Genomic DNA, 16269 nt, shown 5'->3' with positions numbered 1-16269 from the left:
ATCACAACCGTAGCTTCACAGCGAGTTTTATAACTCGTGCGATTGTGGAAGACTGTAGTGATGGGGCTTTTCCTATGCCTCAAGTGGATTTTTCATCACGATTGGATCAAAAATTTTCGAGGAGTTCGAAAACATAACTCGAACACCTTATGCTTAAACAAAAGGACAGAGCGTTTACGTACTGCAGACGCAAGACATCAACGGAAGAAAGAACCCCGTGGAGCAACGCAATATTCGACTTGTAGCGGTTGGAGACGACCTGCTCGCCGGTGTCGGTGACCCCCGCACCCTAGGTTGGTTTGGTCGCGTGATGGCACGTACCCCACAAACTAGTGCATCCATTTCAGCCTATAATCTCGCCGCCCCGAATGAAGGAAGCGAGCAGTTGAGTACTCGATGGTTTGATGAGGCACGCCGCAGGTTCCTTCCCGGTGCCGATAACCGTTTGGTCATAGCTCCCTCAACTTTTGACATTGATTTGGGACTCACCAGTGCACGTTCACGTTTGAATCTTGCCAATATGGTAGACATGGCGTCTCAGAACAGCATCCGTGTACTTGTGGTGGGCCCTCCCCCGACTCTCGACCCGGAGCGTAACCGTCGTATCGCTGATCTTTCGGCGGCTTATGCAGATGTAGTAACCCGCCGTAATCACGTGTATGTCGATACGTTCAACCCTCTTTTGCACCACGAACAATGGCGCAATGATCTGGCCGCTAATGATGGGCGTCCGGGACAATCTGGATACGGTCTCATGGCGTGGCTTGTACTCCACCGCGGTTGGTACAGCTGGCTTAACCTTCCCGAGCAGTAAGATCTTACGCAGACAGAGTATCTAGATCTCCATATTTTTCGCATCAGCCTGTTGGTAAGATGCATTCAAGCCGTTTCTATGAAAAAATAGACGGCGTTGCCCTATGCGTTTAAGCCTGTGCTAAGACTCGGGGCGGTTAGTTTAGAGCCTCGCTGGCTTTCTTTGAGCAGAGGTTCACAATTCTGAAGGAGGCTCCTATGAGCAAGCGCGGTCGTAAGCGCAAGGACCGTCGTAAAGGCGGCGCAAACCACGGTAAGCGCCCCAACGCATAAGGTATCTTGCTATACGTAAGCCCCGGTGGTCTTTCACCGGGGTTTTGCTTTATCGAATTATCTGGCCTTTCAGCTAATGATCGTACTGCGGATACCGGGAATAATTCATTCGAGCGAGCCGTTACATTCCCCGAAGCCTCACACGAAGGTATGCTGTACACAGGCCCCTAAAAGTCATTACACGACAGAAAAGAGCACCTATGATCGAGTCCAACGCCGCAGAAGCGACGGCGACTCTCACACCTCGTGAATTACGTGAGCGCTTCACTGCGGATGCCATGCAATACGTCGATCAGCTTTATGCCGCTGCCTTACGCATGAGCAGGAATCCGGCAGATGCCGAAGACCTCGTTCAAGAGACGTATACGAAGGCCTTTGCCTCTTTTCACCAGTACAGGCAAGGTACCAATCTCAAGGCGTGGCTGTACCGTATTCTGACTAATACGTACATTAATCTGTACCGTAAACGCCAGCGAGAGCCACAGCAGGCACATACGGAATCCGTCGAAGACTGGCAGTTAGCCCAAGCGGGCGCTCATGATGCTTCAGGGCTACGCTCAGCCGAGATGGAGGCTCTGGATGCGCTCCCGGACACCGAAGTACGGCAGGCTCTCGCCTCACTCACCGAAGACTTCCGCATGGTGGTGTACTACTCCGACGTCGAGGGGTTCTCATATAAAGAGATCGCCGAGATTATGGATATTCCATTAGGAACGGTCATGTCGCGGCTGCACCGCGGACGCCGCATTCTGCGCGAAAAATTACTGGATTATGCTCGCGAAAATGGTTTACGCCCTTCGACTATCGCAAAGGTCGAAGCAAAAGCGGCGAAGAAGAAATAGGCTCAGTTTTATAAACTCGGAAGAAAGGAGTCTGCTATGGAAGAGCAAACACCCGAGAATAGCACGGCACTTACCGAAGATTGTGGCGGCAACCCCTGTTCCACAACACTCAAAAACCTTTATGAATATCTTGATGGCGCTCTCACCGCTGAGGAAATACAAGAAATTCAGAGGCACCTTGATGCTTGCTCGCATTGCACCGAAGCGAAGGATCTTGAGGTCCTTTTGCGTGCGAAGATCAAATCTTCGTGTGACGAGCAGGCGCCTGAATCCCTCAAAGCCAGGCTTTTGGAACATATTGATGAATTTTGTTCGGCGAGTGCCTAAGCCTTCACCGCCTTTGGTCTAAGTTCGCGGCATACTACGGCGAGGAGAAAACTCGACTACCGGGTTTCTCCTCGCTATTCTTCTATAAACCCGCATAATATTGTGTGTTCACCGCGAAAAATGATACACCGTTTTACCTGGATTCTCACCCGTTTGGGGTACCCACCCGGTAGAATGGTTGAAGTGTATGGGCGCGAAGAAGAGCGTCCTCAGGTACAGAGAACCGGCGAGTTCCAGCGCAAACACCAGACAGATTATGGGAGGCAGAGAGTTATACCGATGAGCGAATTGAGTACGGCGCAAAATACCATGGCACATGCATGGGAAGCCCCCACGTACCGGGGTGCGCCTGGGATGAGCGCACGGATGCGCATCCCCGGCTCCAAATCGCTCACCAACCGTTACCTGCTCCTCGCGGCTCTTGCTGATTCTCCCTCACGGTTGCGTGCTCCCCTGCATTCGCGAGACTCAGCCCTCATGATTTCCGCTTTAGAGGCACTCGGAGCCCAGTTCGAGCGTATCGAGACAGGTTCGGAGTTTGGTCCTGATCTTCTCATAACCCCTCTAAATCTTGCTTCGGCTCCCCCAATGGTAAAGATTGATTGTGGACTTGCGGGAACGGTCATGCGTTTTGTACCCGCTCTTGCTGCTTTGATTCCGGGTGATTACAACTTTGATGGTGATCCACAAGCCCGCAAACGGCCGATGGCGGCGCTCTGCGATGGTCTGCGTCAGCTAGGGGCGCGTATTGAACGATCGGGCAATGATTCCGTAGATACCTTGCCTTTCACTCTGCATTCCCCCGGACTTGCGGCCGCATCCGGTACTCCCGCAGAGATCTTTATTGATGCTTCGGCTTCATCGCAATTTGTATCTGCTCTGCTCTTGATTGCGCCTAGGCTTCCTCAGGGGTTAACGATTCGTCACCGGGGAAACGCCGTGCCTTCGATATCTCATATTGAGATGACCCTGCAGACCCTCCGTGACTTGGGGGTACGCGCCGAAGCCGTTGCTGATGAATACGCCTGGCGTGTATTCCCAGACACTATTTCCGGGTTTGATGTCACGGTTGAACCGGATCTTTCTAACGCTGGTCCTTTCCTTGCAGCTGCGATGGTAACGGGCAACTCAGTGACTATTCCCGATTGGCCCGCTCCTACAGCAGACGGTTCCCCCGGAACAACGCAGGGAGGTGATGAGTGGCGTACCATTCTGCCCCGTTTAGGCGGTGCCGTTGAATTCTCTAATGGTTCGCTCACAGTCACCGGGCCCGAAGATATAACCCGGCTTTCCGGGGTCGAGTTTAACCTACAGACTGCAGGCGAACTCGCGCCCACAGTTGCCGCTCTCGTTGTGCTTCTTGACTCCCCGAGCACTCTCACTGGCATTGGGCACCTGCGTGGGCATGAGACTGACCGCCTCGCGGCTCTCGTCGCTGAGATTAACCGTTTGGGCGGGCTTGCCAAAGAAACAGCTGACGGTATTCGCGTTCTTCGCCCCGTTCGACGTCTGCCTCAAGACTCTCCTGTGACGGTACAGACCTATGAAGACCATCGAGTAGCAACGTTCGCGGCGGTTATTGGACTTCACGAACCCGGAGTGCGCATCGAAAACGTTCAGACAACCGCAAAAACACTCCCACAATTCACAGCGCTTTGGCAAAAAATGCTTTCGCAATGGGAAGGAGCGCGCTCGTGAATCCATCCCGAAACCGGTCTTTCGACGAGTGGGATGAATCCGACGTTCGAGTTCGCCCCAATAAAAAGGGTTCTCGACCCCGCACTAAGGAACGCCCCCGGTACAAGCATGCTATACGCGGTCGCGTCGTCACCGTCGATCGTGGTCGGTGGTCAGTAGTTGTCGATGAAGGCACCCCACAGGAGCGGACTCTTATCGCGGCACGGGCACGCGAATTGCGCCGTACCCCCATTGTCACTGGAGACTTTGTAGATGTAGTCGGAGATATATCCGGCGCAAAAGACACCCTAGCGCGCATCGTTCGTTTGGGAGAGCGTTCTTCGGTACTGCGCCGCAGTGCCGATGACACAGATACAACCGAACGTGTGGTGGTGGCCAATGCAAACCAGCTGGTCATTGTGGTTGCTGCTGCGAATCCGCAGCCGCGCACAGGTTTTATCGATCGAGCCGTCGTTGCCGCATATGATGCCGGGATAGAGCCTATTTTGTGCATTACAAAAACCGATGTTTCTCACCCTCAGCAACTACTCGATTATTACAGTGCCTCCGGGCTAAAAATTGTACTCTCGGGGTCAGCTGACGGTCGAGCCCCAAGTGAGTCTGGAGCCGAGGGTCTTCTGCATGCCCCCGTTCATAAGCTTCTCGAAGAGCTTGTGGGTAAGGTATCTGTGCTTCTCGGGCATTCGGGGGTAGGTAAATCTACTTTGGTGAATGCACTCACTGGTGCGGACCGTGCGACTGGGCACGTTAACGCCGTTACGGGGCGGGGTCGTCATACATCTTCGTCAGCTCTCGCCTTACAGCCCGTATCCACGCCTGAGCTTCATGTACCACCCGGAACCTGGATTATCGATACTCCGGGTATACGTTCTTTTGGACTGGCTCATGTTCCGCCGGAGCAGATTGTACAGGCATTCCCCGATCTGGTTCCTGGCGAGCAGGACTGCCCTAAGGGCTGTCATCATACGGCTCAGGCAGTAGACTGCGGTATAAATACTTACGTGCAGGCGGGTAAAGCGGGAGCTAGTGGCGCGGCGCGTTTGGATTCATTGCGAAAACTTTTGCAGGTTGTTCCTGATGAAGAAGCTGATTCCGATAAAGAGCTTGGGGCACTCGTGTAATCGCTCGTATCCTGTACATAAGTACCCAAAGACATAGACCATAGACCACACACGGTAGCATTTGACGACTGATGAGAGATTCATGAACTTTACGACGTCATACACTGATGATTTGAGGCTGGCGCATATCCTGGCGGATAACGTGGATCGCGTCAGCATGTCCCGGTTTAAAGATCTGTCTTTTACCGTGGAACACAAAAGCGACGGCACTCCAGTGACCGAGGTGGATCGTGAGGTCGAGGAACTTCTGCGTGCACAGCTCTCGCGGGTGCGTACACGCGACGGTATTATCGGTGAAGAGCTAGGATCAACAGGTACGGCTGCCAGGCAGTGGGTTATCGATCCTATTGATGGCACGCAGAATTTTGTGCGTGGTGTTCCGGTGTGGGCCACACTCATCGCTCTCCTCGATCAGGGTGAACCGGTTATGGGTCTTATATCTGCCCCGGCGTTACAGCGACGGTGGTGGGCTGCACAGGGTACGGGCGCATACGCTGGTAAATCGCTAACTCAGGCTACACGACTTCAGGTTTCGAGTGTCCCCACGCTCTCTGGAGCCTCGCTCTCCTATGCCGAGTTCAAAGGATGGGAGGGGTTGGGACTCGAGCAGAGTTTTCTCTCGCTAGTCCATGCGGTTAACCGTTCCCGTGCCTATGGTGATTTCTGGTCATATTGTCTGGTGGCCGAAGGGGCTGTTGATATTGCTTGTGAAGCTCAAGTTGCGCTCCACGATATTGCCGCGCTAGTTCCGCTTGTGCATGAAGCAGGCGGAACCTTCACAACAGCAACTGGTGACAATGCAGTAGCTACAGCGCAGGCAGAAGGTACCGCCAGTACTTTGGCTACTAATGGAACCTTGCATCGTTCTGTGATAAGCCACCTTACGCCCGAGTAACCATTCGGACCCTGTGGTAAGGGACGGCGAAGCCCCGGCGGGCCACCAGATTTATGTGTGATAATCCCATCGGGGCTTTTATACAGGCTTTGGCTTTGGTGCACGGTAAATATGCACGCATTGGCAGGCTAATTTCTAGGAAATCGCGAGAAGGTAGAAGAAGAAGTTTCCAACTATTCCTAAAGCTCCTAAGGCTCCCATGACGATACCAAGGGAGGCAAAGGCGCGCATCCTGCCCGTCATGGGGGTAATACGTCCTTTATTCACAGTAAAGGAAAAAATTCCCAGCCATATTGATATAACTATAGGTACCAACGCTAGAAGCATGGTATTTGAGATTGTCGTAAACTCATAGGCACCATAGCCCAGAGAGTCGTAGTCGTCGTGGAGTATGGCGATCCCCAGTACCTGAAAGCCACTAAATCCGGTAAGTACGAGTCCACAAAGCGAAGCAGCAAAAGAACCTATCGAGTAGAAATATCCAGGTCCACGAATTTCGCCGGTAGGTTCCCCGTAAGGTCGCCTGTCCTCGGGTGGAACCTCATATTGGCGAGGAACCCTACGGTAGCCAAAGTCGTAGGCGGCAGCCACGTTTCCAACTGGGGGTACGGCTTGCTGAGCCTGAGGATGAGACGCTCCATCCGTTGCTGAAGCATAAGCCGCCAATGGCACGTCTGAAGCTGCAGAATTCTGCATATCGTGACCCTCCTGTAGCGTTGGAGCTTCGACTTGAGGATATGATGCCTGAGGTGTGTTTGAATCTGGCATAGGATCCTGTCGCGGGTTTTCTGTCATCTTTTTCTCCATACGCGCTGAGTCTTCTTTCTTGATATTACGTTATTCCGGGCTGAAAATCATGCTCTTGCGGCTTTAGCCGTTGCATACTTCCCATATTTTGTTCGGCGCGAAAAAGGCCAAATATAACTGAGCCGCCCACCAGCGATTCTGCTTGTGGGCGGCTCAGTTATCAGGTTTGGGTTTTAGTTCCCTGCCCCTTTAAGGGCTTTTGTGGAGATGCGGGGAATCGAACCCCGGTCCGATGTGGCTTCAACAGGGCTTCTCCGTGCGCAGTTTGTGAAAGCGCTATTTCTCGGCTCCGATGTTTGCACAAACACTTACATCGACAAACCTATTCGTAATAAAAGTCCCATCAGCCCCTACGACGAGGGCTAACAGCAGTGGCCTTTTAAGTCGATGCCGGGTTCTGAGCCAAAGGCATGCTCAGACCGACAGACTGCAACTCGCGCTTAGGCAGCGAGTGCGAAGTCAGTGCGCTTAGATTTTGCACTTATTTTTTTGCAGAGGGCGTTAACGAGATAACCCTGCGTCCTCGGCACGCTTCACCCATCTCAACCCACATCGTCGAAACCGATCATCCCCCTATACTTTTATCAAAAAGCACCATCTACAAACGTTCTCTTCATTGCCCTGAATGTACACAGTACCGTTCGCGATGGTAATGGTTAATTATATCAAGGGGTCTGTCTCTACACAACCACCAGGTTCTTTTACTACCAACACACCAGCATTATTTTACTTATGCACAAGGGGGCGGAACACATCCGTAACGAGATGCTCCGCCCCCTTCATTCAGCGAAAAACCGCTACCTGCCGCTACTGAGCAGGAACAGTCATACGGCTATCGGGGTTATCCCCCACCTGGCAGACCTTGTTGCCGTTACCATCCGGAGTACCGACCTTCTGGCATTCCTGAAGAGTCTGCTGCCCCAGCACAAAAAGGATAGTCGCGATAATAGCTACGATGATACCCACGCCACCGGTAATAATACCGGCGATGGACATTCCCTTACCCTTGCCCAGCTGACGTGACTGGCGAAGCCCCAGAGCGCCCAAAACAATAGCGCCAATACCGAGCAGACCTCCGACGATGAACCATCCGCTCACAATGGCAAGCACACCAAGTACCAAGGAAATAATTGCCATAACCGGAGCGGCCTGCGAGGGACCGCCTGCGTTCTGAGCATTTGCGTCAAACTGAGAAGAACCGTAGGCGGGCTGCCCATACTGCCCCTGCTGGTTCTGGGCACCATAATAGTTTTGATTCTGACTTGTGTATCCCGAATTTACAGCTTGGTTCTGGTATCCGCTCGTCTGCGAGTAAGAATTCTGTTGACCGTAGCCCTGCTGAGCATTTTGTTGTGCAGGTTGGGAACCAGAAGTTCCGTAGGGGGCCTGCTGCTGTGGCTGAGCGTAGGAAGAATTTCCGTTATAAACAGATGATCCGCTCTGCTGCGTCTGAGCAGAGCTCTGACCGTAGCTGTTCTGCTGTGGAGATCCCTGTTGCTGGGCGTTCTGGTATCCCGCAGAATTTTGGTAATTCTGTGCCGAATTACTATTCTGCTGGCCAGAGTTCCCCTGCTGAGAGTAATTCCGTGATTCCTGGGTCGGCTGATATTGGTTGTAACCTTGTGCCGAATTATAACTCTGCTGTGAGGCGTAGCCCTGTCCTGAAGCATTCTGCCCAGTCTGCGAAGAATGCTGGGGTGCAGAATGCTGTTGCTGCCCCGAAACCATGTTCGAGGAGCTAGAGTACTGCGTGTTATAGGAGGGCTGCCCTGCTGATGGAGTAGGCTGCTGATTTTGTGCCTGATCACCGTAGAAAAGATGCTGATTGCCCGAGCCCTGTTGCGGCTGCTGAGGGTACTGCTGCTGGTATGAGTTCTGAGCACCATTGCCCTGGTAGTTCCCCTGCTGGGAACTATTACTCTGGGGAGCCTGCCCCTGATATTGCTGTTGCGCTTGTGAACCCTGATTTTGAGAGTTCTGATCTTGACCAGGCTGTTGCGACTGCCCTTGCGGCTTGTTCTGACCGTAAAGGTTTTCTGACATGCTTTACTATCCTTTGTCTTCGGTGAGGCCGTCGGTTATCCCGGCGTTATTGCTGAGTACCAACTTTCATTATACGAACTTTTATATCGAAAACCATTGGTTACAACACCCTAAACTTCATAAAAATTAGGATGCTCTATCTCACCTATTCCACTATCCTTGAAACACAAACGTGTGGGGTGGGTAGCTTTTTGAGCTACCCACCCCACACGATGAACAATAACTTGGCTACCGAATAGAAGTAGTCCCATCGGTACGGACAGTCATCTTCTGTCCGTTAATCGAACAGGTGACAGAACCGTCACTATTCTGTACACCAGTATTCTTGCAGTCCTGAACCATCATCAAGGTGATAATGACAAAGATAAGAACCACGGCTGATAATATAAAGCCGATAGCACTAGTAACAACACCACCGATAGCCATACCCTTACCACCGCCGGTACCTTTGCTGACCTTACGGAGCGCAATAATGCCAAGGATCAGACCTACAAGGGCAACAACGATAGTGACGAAGCTTAAAGGGATAGCCCCAACTATACTCACAATACCCAACACCAGCGAGGCAATCGCCAAGCCAGCAGGGAGCTTCGTCGGAACGTAACCGGAGTAAGTATTTCCTGCAGGCGCAACGGGTGGCGCAGCAGGAACAAATTTCGGTTGCTCGGGCTGTCCTTCAGAGCGACCGGGTGTATTCTCAGACATAAAACTCCTCCATATTTCTGTCTGTTGTGTTGTCGCATACTTACACGTCCCATCGAGTAAATACGCGTTTATGTCTTGCTAGTAAGTATATCCTACATATGCATTATATGGTGCAGATTTCTAGCTAAAACAGCTAAGTCTTGATGTCCCTAATGGCAGTGTTTCAGAAGCATCAACCAGTAACGCCCAACTCATCTAGCCTAGATAACTATCCCAAGTTGCGGTACCGCATAGCACGTGCCGCCTCCAAATTATCCTGCCTCTCACGCAGCGCCTGACGCTTATCGTACTCACGTTTACCTGTTGCCAAGGCAATCTCAACCTTCACACGCCCACCGCTAAAATACAGCTTGAGGGGCACCACTGTATACCCGGTTTCTTTGAGTTTCTGCTCTAACCGGTTAATCTCTGAACGATGCAGTAACAGCTTACGGCTGCGGCGTGCCGAATGATTCGTCCACGTACCATAGCCATACTCAGCAATATGAATACCTTCCAGCCAGAGTTCGTGATCCTTCACATGGCAGAACCCGTCAGTGATAGAGGCTCCCCCGTCGCGCAGAGATTTCACCTCTGTTCCTAAAAGAACCATGCCCGCTTCATAGGTGTCGACAATATTGTAGTTATGTCGTGCTTTCTTATTCTGCGCAATAATCGAATTATTCGGGTCCGTTTTAGAGCCTTTTTTCTTTTTCTGAGCCATGATATTCCTTATGTATTAGCCTTCGTTAACACGGCGACCGGAGGCGCGCCAACGAATGCCCTCTTCAATAAATCTGTTGAGTCCCCCATCAAGCACGCTTGATGTGTTGCCTTCCTCATATCCGGTACGCAGATCCTTCACCATCTGGTACGGATGGAGCACGTAGGATCGCATTTGATCGCCCCAGCTTGCTTTAATATCACCCGCCAGCTCTTTCTTTTTGGCGTCCTCCTGCTCTTGACGAAGCATAAGTAAACGCGATTGCAGCACGCGCAGAGCCGCAGCCCGGTTTTGAATCTGCGATTTTTCATTCTGCATTGACACGACAATACCCGTCGGAATATGCGTCATACGCACCGCTGAGTCCGTTGTATTGACGGATTGACCACCCGGCCCAGAGGAGCGAAATACATCAACCTTAATCTCAGACTCGGGGATCTCAAGCGCATCGGTCTGCTCGATCAGAGGAATAACTTCAACCGCAGCAAATGAGGTTTGCCTGCGCCCTTGATTATCAAATGGAGAGATACGTACTAGCCGATGGGTGCCCGCTTCAACAGAAAGGCGGCCAAAAGCGTAGGGCGCGTTGACCTCAAAAGTTACGGATTTCAGCCCTGCTTCTTCAGCATACGAGGTGTCCAGCACCTTCGTCGGATAGCCATTCTTTTCAGCCCACCGCAAGTACATGCGCAAAAGCATCTCTGCAAAATCTGCCGCATCCACACCACCCGCGCCTGAACGAATCGTTACAACAGCCTCACGCTGATCGTACTCACCAGAGAGCAGCACCAACACTTCAAGTTCATCCAGCTTCTTCCTCAGCTCTTTACACTCGGCTTCAGCCTCCGCCAATAGGTCCTCTTCGGATGATTCATCTTCGGTCTGTGCTAGCTCGACCATGACCTCAACATCATCAATACGAGACGCTAAGTTCGTTAGACGATTCAGTTCAGCTTGCTTATGGGAAAGCGCGCTTGTTACCCGCTGAGCATGCTCAGGATCATCCCAAAGCTCAGGTGCTGAAGCTTGCTGAGACAGATCTTCAAGAGCGCGCTTGATACCCTCAAGGTCACTCACCGCAACAATTGAGGCGTATATGGAACGCAGATCCTTAATCTCAGCCGAAAAGTCGAAAGATGCCATAGCATTTAAGACTAGCGTGAATCATGCGGAAAGTCCCGCCGAATTACCTTACAACGCTACAGGCACATTTACTTTTCGTCCTTCTGTTGCTGGTGGATGCGGGCGCGAGCCTGAGCCTTCACCTCAAAACCATCAGGAACCACGGCCGAAACGATCGGAGGATGAATCCTAGCACGTAACGTGACATGAACAGTACGGTCATCGCTAATCTGCACCGAGTCTACTTGCAAGTTCACGAATTCGTGAGAAGCTCCACTCTCCTCCAGATATTTGGCAGCAAGCTGCCTAGCTTGAGCGTTGTCTGCAGATTTATCGGAATATTCCGAGAATCCATGTTCTATAGTTCGTGCAATAGAAATGGCTTGCGCATCCGCAAGGTCTTCGAGTCTGTGGGTTTGTACGTGAGCACCCGTGACCGCTAAAGTCACTGATGCTATCAACAGTACCAAAGCGCACATACCAACGATGAGCGGGCTAATGCTCCCCTCATCATTATCACCGTCACGGCTCTGAACGGCATGAATATACGAAACTACCATCTAATTTTCCTTACGGAGTTTCCCGGAAAGCGGATGAAGCAGCAGAGCCTATCTCAGCCTGTCCCCAGGTCACTGATTGTGAGGATACCGGGATAACGCTTGCTCCTAACCCCTGCGGAATTAGGGGAAGGTGTGCATTTACCTGAACCTGGACTTTAATACTCTCTCGCGCGCTACACGACCCTGAACAGCTCAAAGATACCGAGATATCAGATTCTGCAACCCCAAAATCGCGTGCCACAAGCGCGCTCAAACGTTGAGCCTGTTCCTGCGACATCGAAGTCTCAGGCGGCAGCTCCTGAATATATTGAGCTACCTGCGCGCTTGCGGCGTGCGCCCCCAAGATCGAAGCCTGCACTGAAAAAATCGTCAAGACCCCATACATGATAGGGAGCAGCAGCGTAACACCGAGCCCGAGAAATTCAACAATTGCGCTTCCGCGCTCATGTTCATGATCGGTATTCTCTGAATCCTCTGCACGAGTCCGCAGACACAGCGCCAGGTTTCTAAGACTGAATATATGCAGCATGACCACTTACCGAAATAGAACCTGGGAACCCCCATGGCCCCAGTACTGGCAAAGGAGCAGTAACGTGAACCTCAAGAATACGAATTCCAGACGGATCAACATACACCGACGTATGAACATCTTGCGCATAACTCTCAGGCAAGTTCCCCCGAATAATCTGCTCTGCTCGTTCCCGACCTTCCTCAGGGGTGCGATCATACAGCGTGCCGTAGCGAGCGCCCGCGCTTGCCGCATCCAATAGAATATTGCGCGTGTAAAACGCATAGGAAACCTGCAAAATTGCGACGGTCAGCAGTACTAAGAGAGCAGAAACCATCACGAACTCGGTACTGGCATCCCCTCGTTCTGATGGCGGTGCTGCAAGCTCTTGTTCTTGATGTCGGCTCATACGACTAGGGACGAATAAGCGCGATAGCATCGTTAAACATCTTGATCAAAGCTGGTTGGGCAATAGCTAAAATCGCGGCGACCAAGATGGCGCTCATCATGGTAATCATGACCCATCCGGGTACATCTCCGCGTTCTGGGTCGTCTTGCAAGCCTCTATAAGAGGTAAGCAGGAAAGCAATACCGGGAACAGACAGAAACAACATACGAAGTCGAGTAAACATAGTATTTTCCTTATGTGATTGGACTGTTATGGAACCCACCTTAACGGCGAGGTTATGATGTGCTAAAACGCAAGTTTCATCAGTGAAAGACCGGGGAAAATCGCGAATATTACGGTCAACGGCAGAATTAAAAATACTACGGGTGCCAGCATAGCGATCTCCTTTTTCCCAGCTACTTCGAGAAGTTCACGTTTCGCATTATCGCGCACATCCTGAGCTTGAGCCCGCAAAACGTCTGCCAAAGGAGTACCGCGTTCAATAGCTACGGCTACACCATCGACAAATCGGCTAAGGGCTGGAATTTGTGTACTCTGTGCAAATTCGTTGAGTGCCGCCAGTAGGCTGGATCCGGCTCGCGTTTGCGCAAGAATATCGTTAAATTCTCGGGCCAATTCCCCGCGGGAAGTACGGCAAATGCGCTCCAGGGAAGCAAGAGCAGATTCACCCGCAGCCACCGAAAGCGCCATCATCTCTGCAAGCGCGGGAAACTCCGCAATGAGCTGTTTCTCACGACGTACAATAATCTGGCCCAGCCACCAGTCTCGCGCCAGAAAACCGGTAACACCACCCAGGATAATGAGCATCAGACCGCTCCAGAGTGACAATTGGTTTTCCAACAGCCCAATAACGCTCAATACTCCTAAAAGGGCCACCGAACTAACCGCCCAGAGGATTTGTTCGGCACGAAAAGCACTTACAGTCTGATCAATTCCCGCGCGGCGCAAGCGAGCAGCAAGGGCTTCGTCCCTAGACTCTGTAGAACGTACCCGCCCTAGGAACGACTGCATCATAGGTTCCAGGAACGAATAAAGGGCATCTAAAACGCTAGTTCCTGAGGCCTGATTCTCACGGTGCAGGGATTCGCGTATCGAAACGGAGCGCATCTGCGGCGCAATACGTTCTCCAAAGTTCGGCCCACGTCTCTTACGCAATGAAGATGCTATGAGCATTACACCAAACGCGAAGAAAAGCCCGAAGATAATAGCAAAGTTCATGCAAAAACCCTCCTTTCTTGAGGTAGCGCCCCGATACGGAGCATGATGCGGTACGCGATTACCGACAGTCCAGCACCCGCGAACATAAGAACGAAACCGGCAAAAGAGTTATAAATATTTCGAACCGCAGGCTGTGTGGCCATCAGCATCAGTACTACCCATGGAGCAACACAGGCCAACCGGGCGGCGTTGACAGTCCAAGATTGGCGTGCTTGAAGTTCTGCTCGGGTACGCGCATTTTCTCGTAAGAAATTACTCAATGTACCCAGTAGTCGTCCCAAGTCACTGCCGCCGACTTCACGTGCTATTTTGAGTGCTTCAACGATATTATCGGCGACTGGATCAGCAACATATTCCTTAAGCCGATTCAAGGAAGCTACAAAGTCACCGGTTGCACGATAATCCGATCCAAAACGTGCAAAAGCCTCTCGAAGTTCATAAGGTCCGCGGTATGAAAGCTGGATAAGAGCCTCTGGCAGTGAAAGCCCAGCACGAATAGCCGATCGTAAGTGATCAACGGCATCCGGCCAGAGCTGCCAGAGCTTACCCTCACGTACTTTCGCACGGTGGTTTACGACCACGCGAGGCATGATGAAACCACCTCCCATCCCTAGGAAGGCGAAACTCCACAGCCCGGTCAGGGCGAAAAGAAGCACTCCTGCTAAAACCCCACTGAGGATACTCACTCCGGTAAAAGCCGAGGGAGTAATAGTGTGCATCCCAGCTTTACGAAGAGTTACCGCTATCTTCGGTTCCCGTCCAGTCTTGACGGCTCCTTGCGGCATGCTCCAGCATGACCACCATACGAGGAAAACCCCGATCCCCATTGCTAAGCCATAGATAACACCCATTAGCGTCCCACCTTTGCTGCTGCTAATACTTGATCGGGCCGGTGTCCGGCGCGAACCCATTTTTCGGGTGTTGGGATTTCTAAGGCTACGCACACCATTTCACCTTGTTGACGGGTAAAAAGCGGTGACATCTCAATGACGCCGTCTTCTACACGACCGCCCAGCATATAGATCTCTTCTACCTGACGATGCCCGTGGGCGTCGCGGCCACAATGAATTACGAGGTCGAAACAGCTCGCTACGGTGGGCACCACGAAGGCGGATGAGATGTTGTCTCCTGCCAGCAACGGAAGAGTACAAATTTTAGTGACTGCATCCCGTGCAGAATTCGCGTGAATAGTACACATACCCGGTAAACCCGCGTTAAGAGCGATGAGCATATCGAGGGATTCCGCTTCGCGGACCTCGCCAATGAGTAGTCGATCCGGTCTCATACGCAGAGCCTCTTTGACGAGGCGGCGAAGAGCTATTGCGCCTTTACCCTCTAGATTAGGCTGTCTGCATTGCATTCCCACGACATCACGCAGAGGAATAGAAAGCTCAAAGATTTCTTCACAGGTCACCACCCGTTCACGCGGCGGTATAGATGCTGCCAAACAATTTAGCATTGTGGTTTTACCCGCTTGAGTAGCCCCGGACACTAAAATATTGACTCCGCTTTCGACAGCAGCGTGTAAAAACGATGCGGCTCCCGCGCTCAGGGAACCAAGCTTTACGAGGTCGGGAAGACGTTTGGCGCGCACCACAAATTTACGAATGTTGAGGGAGGTGTGGGCTCTCGTAATATCGGGAATCACGGCGTGCAGACGAGATCCATCCGGTAACGAAGCATCGACGAAGGGAGATGATAAATCGACACGTCGTCCCGAAGGCTTAAGCATACGTTCCAAGAGCTGTTGAATAGCCTCATCGCTAAGGTGCAGCCCTGTCAGTTCACTCTCGCCAGCACGAGCCACAAAGATTTCATCGGGTGAATTGATCCAGATTTCTTCGACCTCTTCATCATCAAGATAAGGCTGAAGCGGGCCATATCCACAGAGATCGTTACGCAGCCGATGGATAATCTCTTCGACGTTCTCAAGAGGAGGAAGGGAAGCGCGTACCATCCGTCTTTCGTAGGCGGAAACAGTACTTCTAATGAGCCCTTCGACGGCATCCTGTGACGTGTAAGGGTCAAGGTCTCCGTCGCGAATCGCATCACGGATCTCGGCATCGAGCAGAGAATAATAATCTGGCACGACAGCAGATCTCGGGGTCTCCATTGATGTTCTCCCGGTGAAGTTTAGTGTGGTTGGTATTCTCAACGCTCTCTTAAATCAAAAATTTCGCGTTGATGTCACAATATATCCACCGGAAAACATTCACCAAAACTAC

At 51.8% G+C, this 16269-nt stretch carries 19 protein-coding genes and 1 other RNA gene; 7 read left to right on the top strand and 13 right to left on the bottom strand.

The genetic code is table 11. The features are described from left to right. Positions 1-217: 217 nt before the first annotated feature. The 7 genes from HMPREF3016_RS08180 (at position 218) to HMPREF3016_RS08155 (ending at position 5969) form a co-directional block, all read left to right on the top strand. Positions 218-814 (top strand): GDSL-type esterase/lipase family protein, encoded by a 597-nt coding sequence (locus tag HMPREF3016_RS08180; protein ID WP_013397390.1) that lies wholly within the window; start codon positions 218-220, stop codon positions 812-814. Positions 815-1011: 197 nt separating this feature from the next. Then, positions 1012-1086 carry a 50S ribosomal protein bL37 gene (locus HMPREF3016_RS11465; protein ID WP_095343185.1) on the top strand — a complete coding sequence of 25 codons (75 nt, stop codon included), beginning with the start codon at positions 1012-1014 and terminating at the stop codon, positions 1084-1086. 200 nt (positions 1087-1286) lie between these two features. After that, positions 1287-1928 carry a sigma-70 family RNA polymerase sigma factor gene (locus HMPREF3016_RS08175; RefSeq protein ID WP_048753754.1) on the top strand — a complete coding sequence of 214 codons (642 nt, stop codon included), beginning with the start codon at positions 1287-1289 and terminating at the stop codon, positions 1926-1928. A 36-nt stretch (positions 1929-1964) separates the two neighbouring features. Further along, positions 1965-2255 (top strand): mycothiol system anti-sigma-R factor, encoded by a 291-nt coding sequence (gene rsrA, locus HMPREF3016_RS08170; protein WP_004005003.1) that lies wholly within the window; start codon positions 1965-1967, stop codon positions 2253-2255. 279 nt (positions 2256-2534) lie between these two features. Further along, a complete protein-coding gene (aroA, locus tag HMPREF3016_RS08165; protein ID WP_080974374.1) occupies positions 2535-3953 on the top strand; it encodes a 3-phosphoshikimate 1-carboxyvinyltransferase in 1419 nt (472 codons plus the stop codon). Next, entirely contained in the window at positions 3932-5074 is a 1143-nt protein-coding gene (gene rsgA, locus HMPREF3016_RS08160) for a ribosome small subunit-dependent GTPase A (protein WP_048755187.1), read from the top strand. The genes aroA and rsgA overlap by 22 nt, the downstream gene beginning before the upstream one ends. Before the next feature lie 82 nt (positions 5075-5156). Continuing rightward, entirely contained in the window at positions 5157-5969 is an 813-nt protein-coding gene (locus HMPREF3016_RS08155) for an inositol monophosphatase family protein (RefSeq protein ID WP_048755186.1), read from the top strand. A 135-nt stretch (positions 5970-6104) separates the two neighbouring features. Here HMPREF3016_RS08155 and HMPREF3016_RS08150 read toward each other — a convergent pair whose 3' ends face one another. From HMPREF3016_RS08150 to HMPREF3016_RS08090, 13 genes are all read right to left on the bottom strand, one after another. Next, positions 6105-6764: a hypothetical protein gene (locus HMPREF3016_RS08150; RefSeq protein ID WP_246828523.1), complete on the bottom strand. Its 660-nt coding sequence runs from the start codon at positions 6762-6764 to the stop codon at positions 6105-6107. Positions 6765-6975: 211 nt separating this feature from the next. After that, positions 6976-7349: a transfer-messenger RNA gene (gene ssrA, locus HMPREF3016_RS08145) on the bottom strand. A 234-nt stretch (positions 7350-7583) separates the two neighbouring features. Further along, positions 7584-8819 (bottom strand): DUF4190 domain-containing protein, encoded by a 1236-nt coding sequence (locus HMPREF3016_RS08140; protein ID WP_070535953.1) that lies wholly within the window; start codon positions 8817-8819, stop codon positions 7584-7586. A gap of 228 nt (positions 8820-9047) precedes the next feature. Next, positions 9048-9524 (bottom strand): DUF4190 domain-containing protein, encoded by a 477-nt coding sequence (locus HMPREF3016_RS08135; protein ID WP_070535950.1) that lies wholly within the window; start codon positions 9522-9524, stop codon positions 9048-9050. A 208-nt stretch (positions 9525-9732) separates the two neighbouring features. Further along, a complete protein-coding gene (gene smpB / locus HMPREF3016_RS08130) occupies positions 9733-10227 on the bottom strand; it encodes an SsrA-binding protein SmpB (protein ID WP_013397398.1) in 495 nt (164 codons plus the stop codon). Between the two features lie 15 nt (positions 10228-10242). Next, positions 10243-11370, bottom strand: a complete 1128-nt coding sequence (gene prfB, locus HMPREF3016_RS08125) for a peptide chain release factor 2 (RefSeq protein WP_070535947.1) — start codon at positions 11368-11370, stop codon at positions 10243-10245. Positions 11371-11438: 68 nt separating this feature from the next. Next, entirely contained in the window at positions 11439-11909 is a 471-nt protein-coding gene (locus tag HMPREF3016_RS08120) for a pilus assembly protein TadG-related protein (protein ID WP_070535945.1), read from the bottom strand. Between the two features lie 10 nt (positions 11910-11919). Then, positions 11920-12282: a pilus assembly protein TadE gene (locus HMPREF3016_RS08115; protein WP_246825608.1), complete on the bottom strand. Its 363-nt coding sequence runs from the start codon at positions 12280-12282 to the stop codon at positions 11920-11922. A gap of 133 nt (positions 12283-12415) precedes the next feature. Then, on the bottom strand, positions 12416-12826 hold the full coding sequence (locus tag HMPREF3016_RS08110) for a TadE family protein (RefSeq protein WP_080972560.1): 411 nt from the start codon (positions 12824-12826) through the stop codon (positions 12416-12418). 4 nt (positions 12827-12830) lie between these two features. Further along, a complete protein-coding gene (locus tag HMPREF3016_RS08105; RefSeq protein ID WP_239661921.1) occupies positions 12831-13031 on the bottom strand; it encodes a hypothetical protein in 201 nt (66 codons plus the stop codon). Between the two features lie 80 nt (positions 13032-13111). Beyond that, positions 13112-14044 carry a type II secretion system F family protein gene (locus HMPREF3016_RS08100; RefSeq protein ID WP_048753736.1) on the bottom strand — a complete coding sequence of 311 codons (933 nt, stop codon included), beginning with the start codon at positions 14042-14044 and terminating at the stop codon, positions 13112-13114. After that, positions 14041-14895: a type II secretion system F family protein gene (locus HMPREF3016_RS08095; RefSeq protein WP_048753735.1), complete on the bottom strand. Its 855-nt coding sequence runs from the start codon at positions 14893-14895 to the stop codon at positions 14041-14043. The genes HMPREF3016_RS08100 and HMPREF3016_RS08095 overlap by 4 nt, the downstream gene beginning before the upstream one ends. Then, the gene (locus HMPREF3016_RS08090) at positions 14895-16157 is read right to left on the bottom strand and encodes a TadA family conjugal transfer-associated ATPase (protein ID WP_048753734.1); all 1263 of its coding nucleotides are present in this window, start codon (positions 16155-16157) and stop codon (positions 14895-14897) included. The genes HMPREF3016_RS08095 and HMPREF3016_RS08090 overlap by 1 nt, the downstream gene beginning before the upstream one ends. Positions 16158-16269 lie beyond the last annotated feature (112 nt).

It is taken from the genome of Rothia sp. HMSC065D02, from assembly GCF_001815285.1.
Lineage (GTDB): Bacteria > Actinomycetota > Actinomycetes > Actinomycetales > Micrococcaceae > Rothia > Rothia dentocariosa.
Note: the sequence above shows the minus strand (reverse complement) of the source record. Positions and strands in the feature narration are given on the sequence as shown.

What these genes read in the sequence shown, in the direction of transcription:
- HMPREF3016_RS08175 (WP_048753754.1), top strand. Translation starts at nt 1,287, where the DNA reads ATGATCGAGTCCAACGCCGCAGAAGCGACGGCGACTCTCACACCTCGT.
- rsrA (WP_004005003.1), top strand. Translation starts at nt 1,965, where the DNA reads ATGGAAGAGCAAACACCCGAGAATAGCACGGCACTTACCGAAGATTGT.
- aroA (WP_080974374.1), top strand. Translation starts at nt 2,535, where the DNA reads ATGAGCGAATTGAGTACGGCGCAAAATACCATGGCACATGCATGGGAA.
- rsgA (WP_048755187.1), top strand. Translation starts at nt 3,932, where the DNA reads ATGGGAAGGAGCGCGCTCGTGAATCCATCCCGAAACCGGTCTTTCGAC.
- HMPREF3016_RS08155 (WP_048755186.1), top strand. Translation starts at nt 5,157, where the DNA reads ATGAACTTTACGACGTCATACACTGATGATTTGAGGCTGGCGCATATC.
- HMPREF3016_RS08150 (WP_246828523.1), bottom strand. Translation starts at nt 6,764, where the DNA reads ATGACAGAAAACCCGCGACAGGATCCTATGCCAGATTCAAACACACCT.
- HMPREF3016_RS08140 (WP_070535953.1), bottom strand. Translation starts at nt 8,819, where the DNA reads ATGTCAGAAAACCTTTACGGTCAGAACAAGCCGCAAGGGCAGTCGCAA.
- HMPREF3016_RS08135 (WP_070535950.1), bottom strand. Translation starts at nt 9,524, where the DNA reads ATGTCTGAGAATACACCCGGTCGCTCTGAAGGACAGCCCGAGCAACCG.
- smpB (WP_013397398.1), bottom strand. Translation starts at nt 10,227, where the DNA reads ATGGCTCAGAAAAAGAAAAAAGGCTCTAAAACGGACCCGAATAATTCG.
- prfB (WP_070535947.1), bottom strand. Translation starts at nt 11,370, where the DNA reads ATGGCATCTTTCGACTTTTCGGCTGAGATTAAGGATCTGCGTTCCATA.
- HMPREF3016_RS08120 (WP_070535945.1), bottom strand. Translation starts at nt 11,909, where the DNA reads ATGGTAGTTTCGTATATTCATGCCGTTCAGAGCCGTGACGGTGATAAT.
- HMPREF3016_RS08110 (WP_080972560.1), bottom strand. Translation starts at nt 12,826, where the DNA reads ATGAGCCGACATCAAGAACAAGAGCTTGCAGCACCGCCATCAGAACGA.
- HMPREF3016_RS08105 (WP_239661921.1), bottom strand. Translation starts at nt 13,031, where the DNA reads ATGTTGTTTCTGTCTGTTCCCGGTATTGCTTTCCTGCTTACCTCTTAT.
- HMPREF3016_RS08100 (WP_048753736.1), bottom strand. Translation starts at nt 14,044, where the DNA reads ATGAACTTTGCTATTATCTTCGGGCTTTTCTTCGCGTTTGGTGTAATG.
- HMPREF3016_RS08095 (WP_048753735.1), bottom strand. Translation starts at nt 14,895, where the DNA reads ATGGGTGTTATCTATGGCTTAGCAATGGGGATCGGGGTTTTCCTCGTA.
- HMPREF3016_RS08090 (WP_048753734.1), bottom strand. Translation starts at nt 16,157, where the DNA reads ATGGAGACCCCGAGATCTGCTGTCGTGCCAGATTATTATTCTCTGCTC.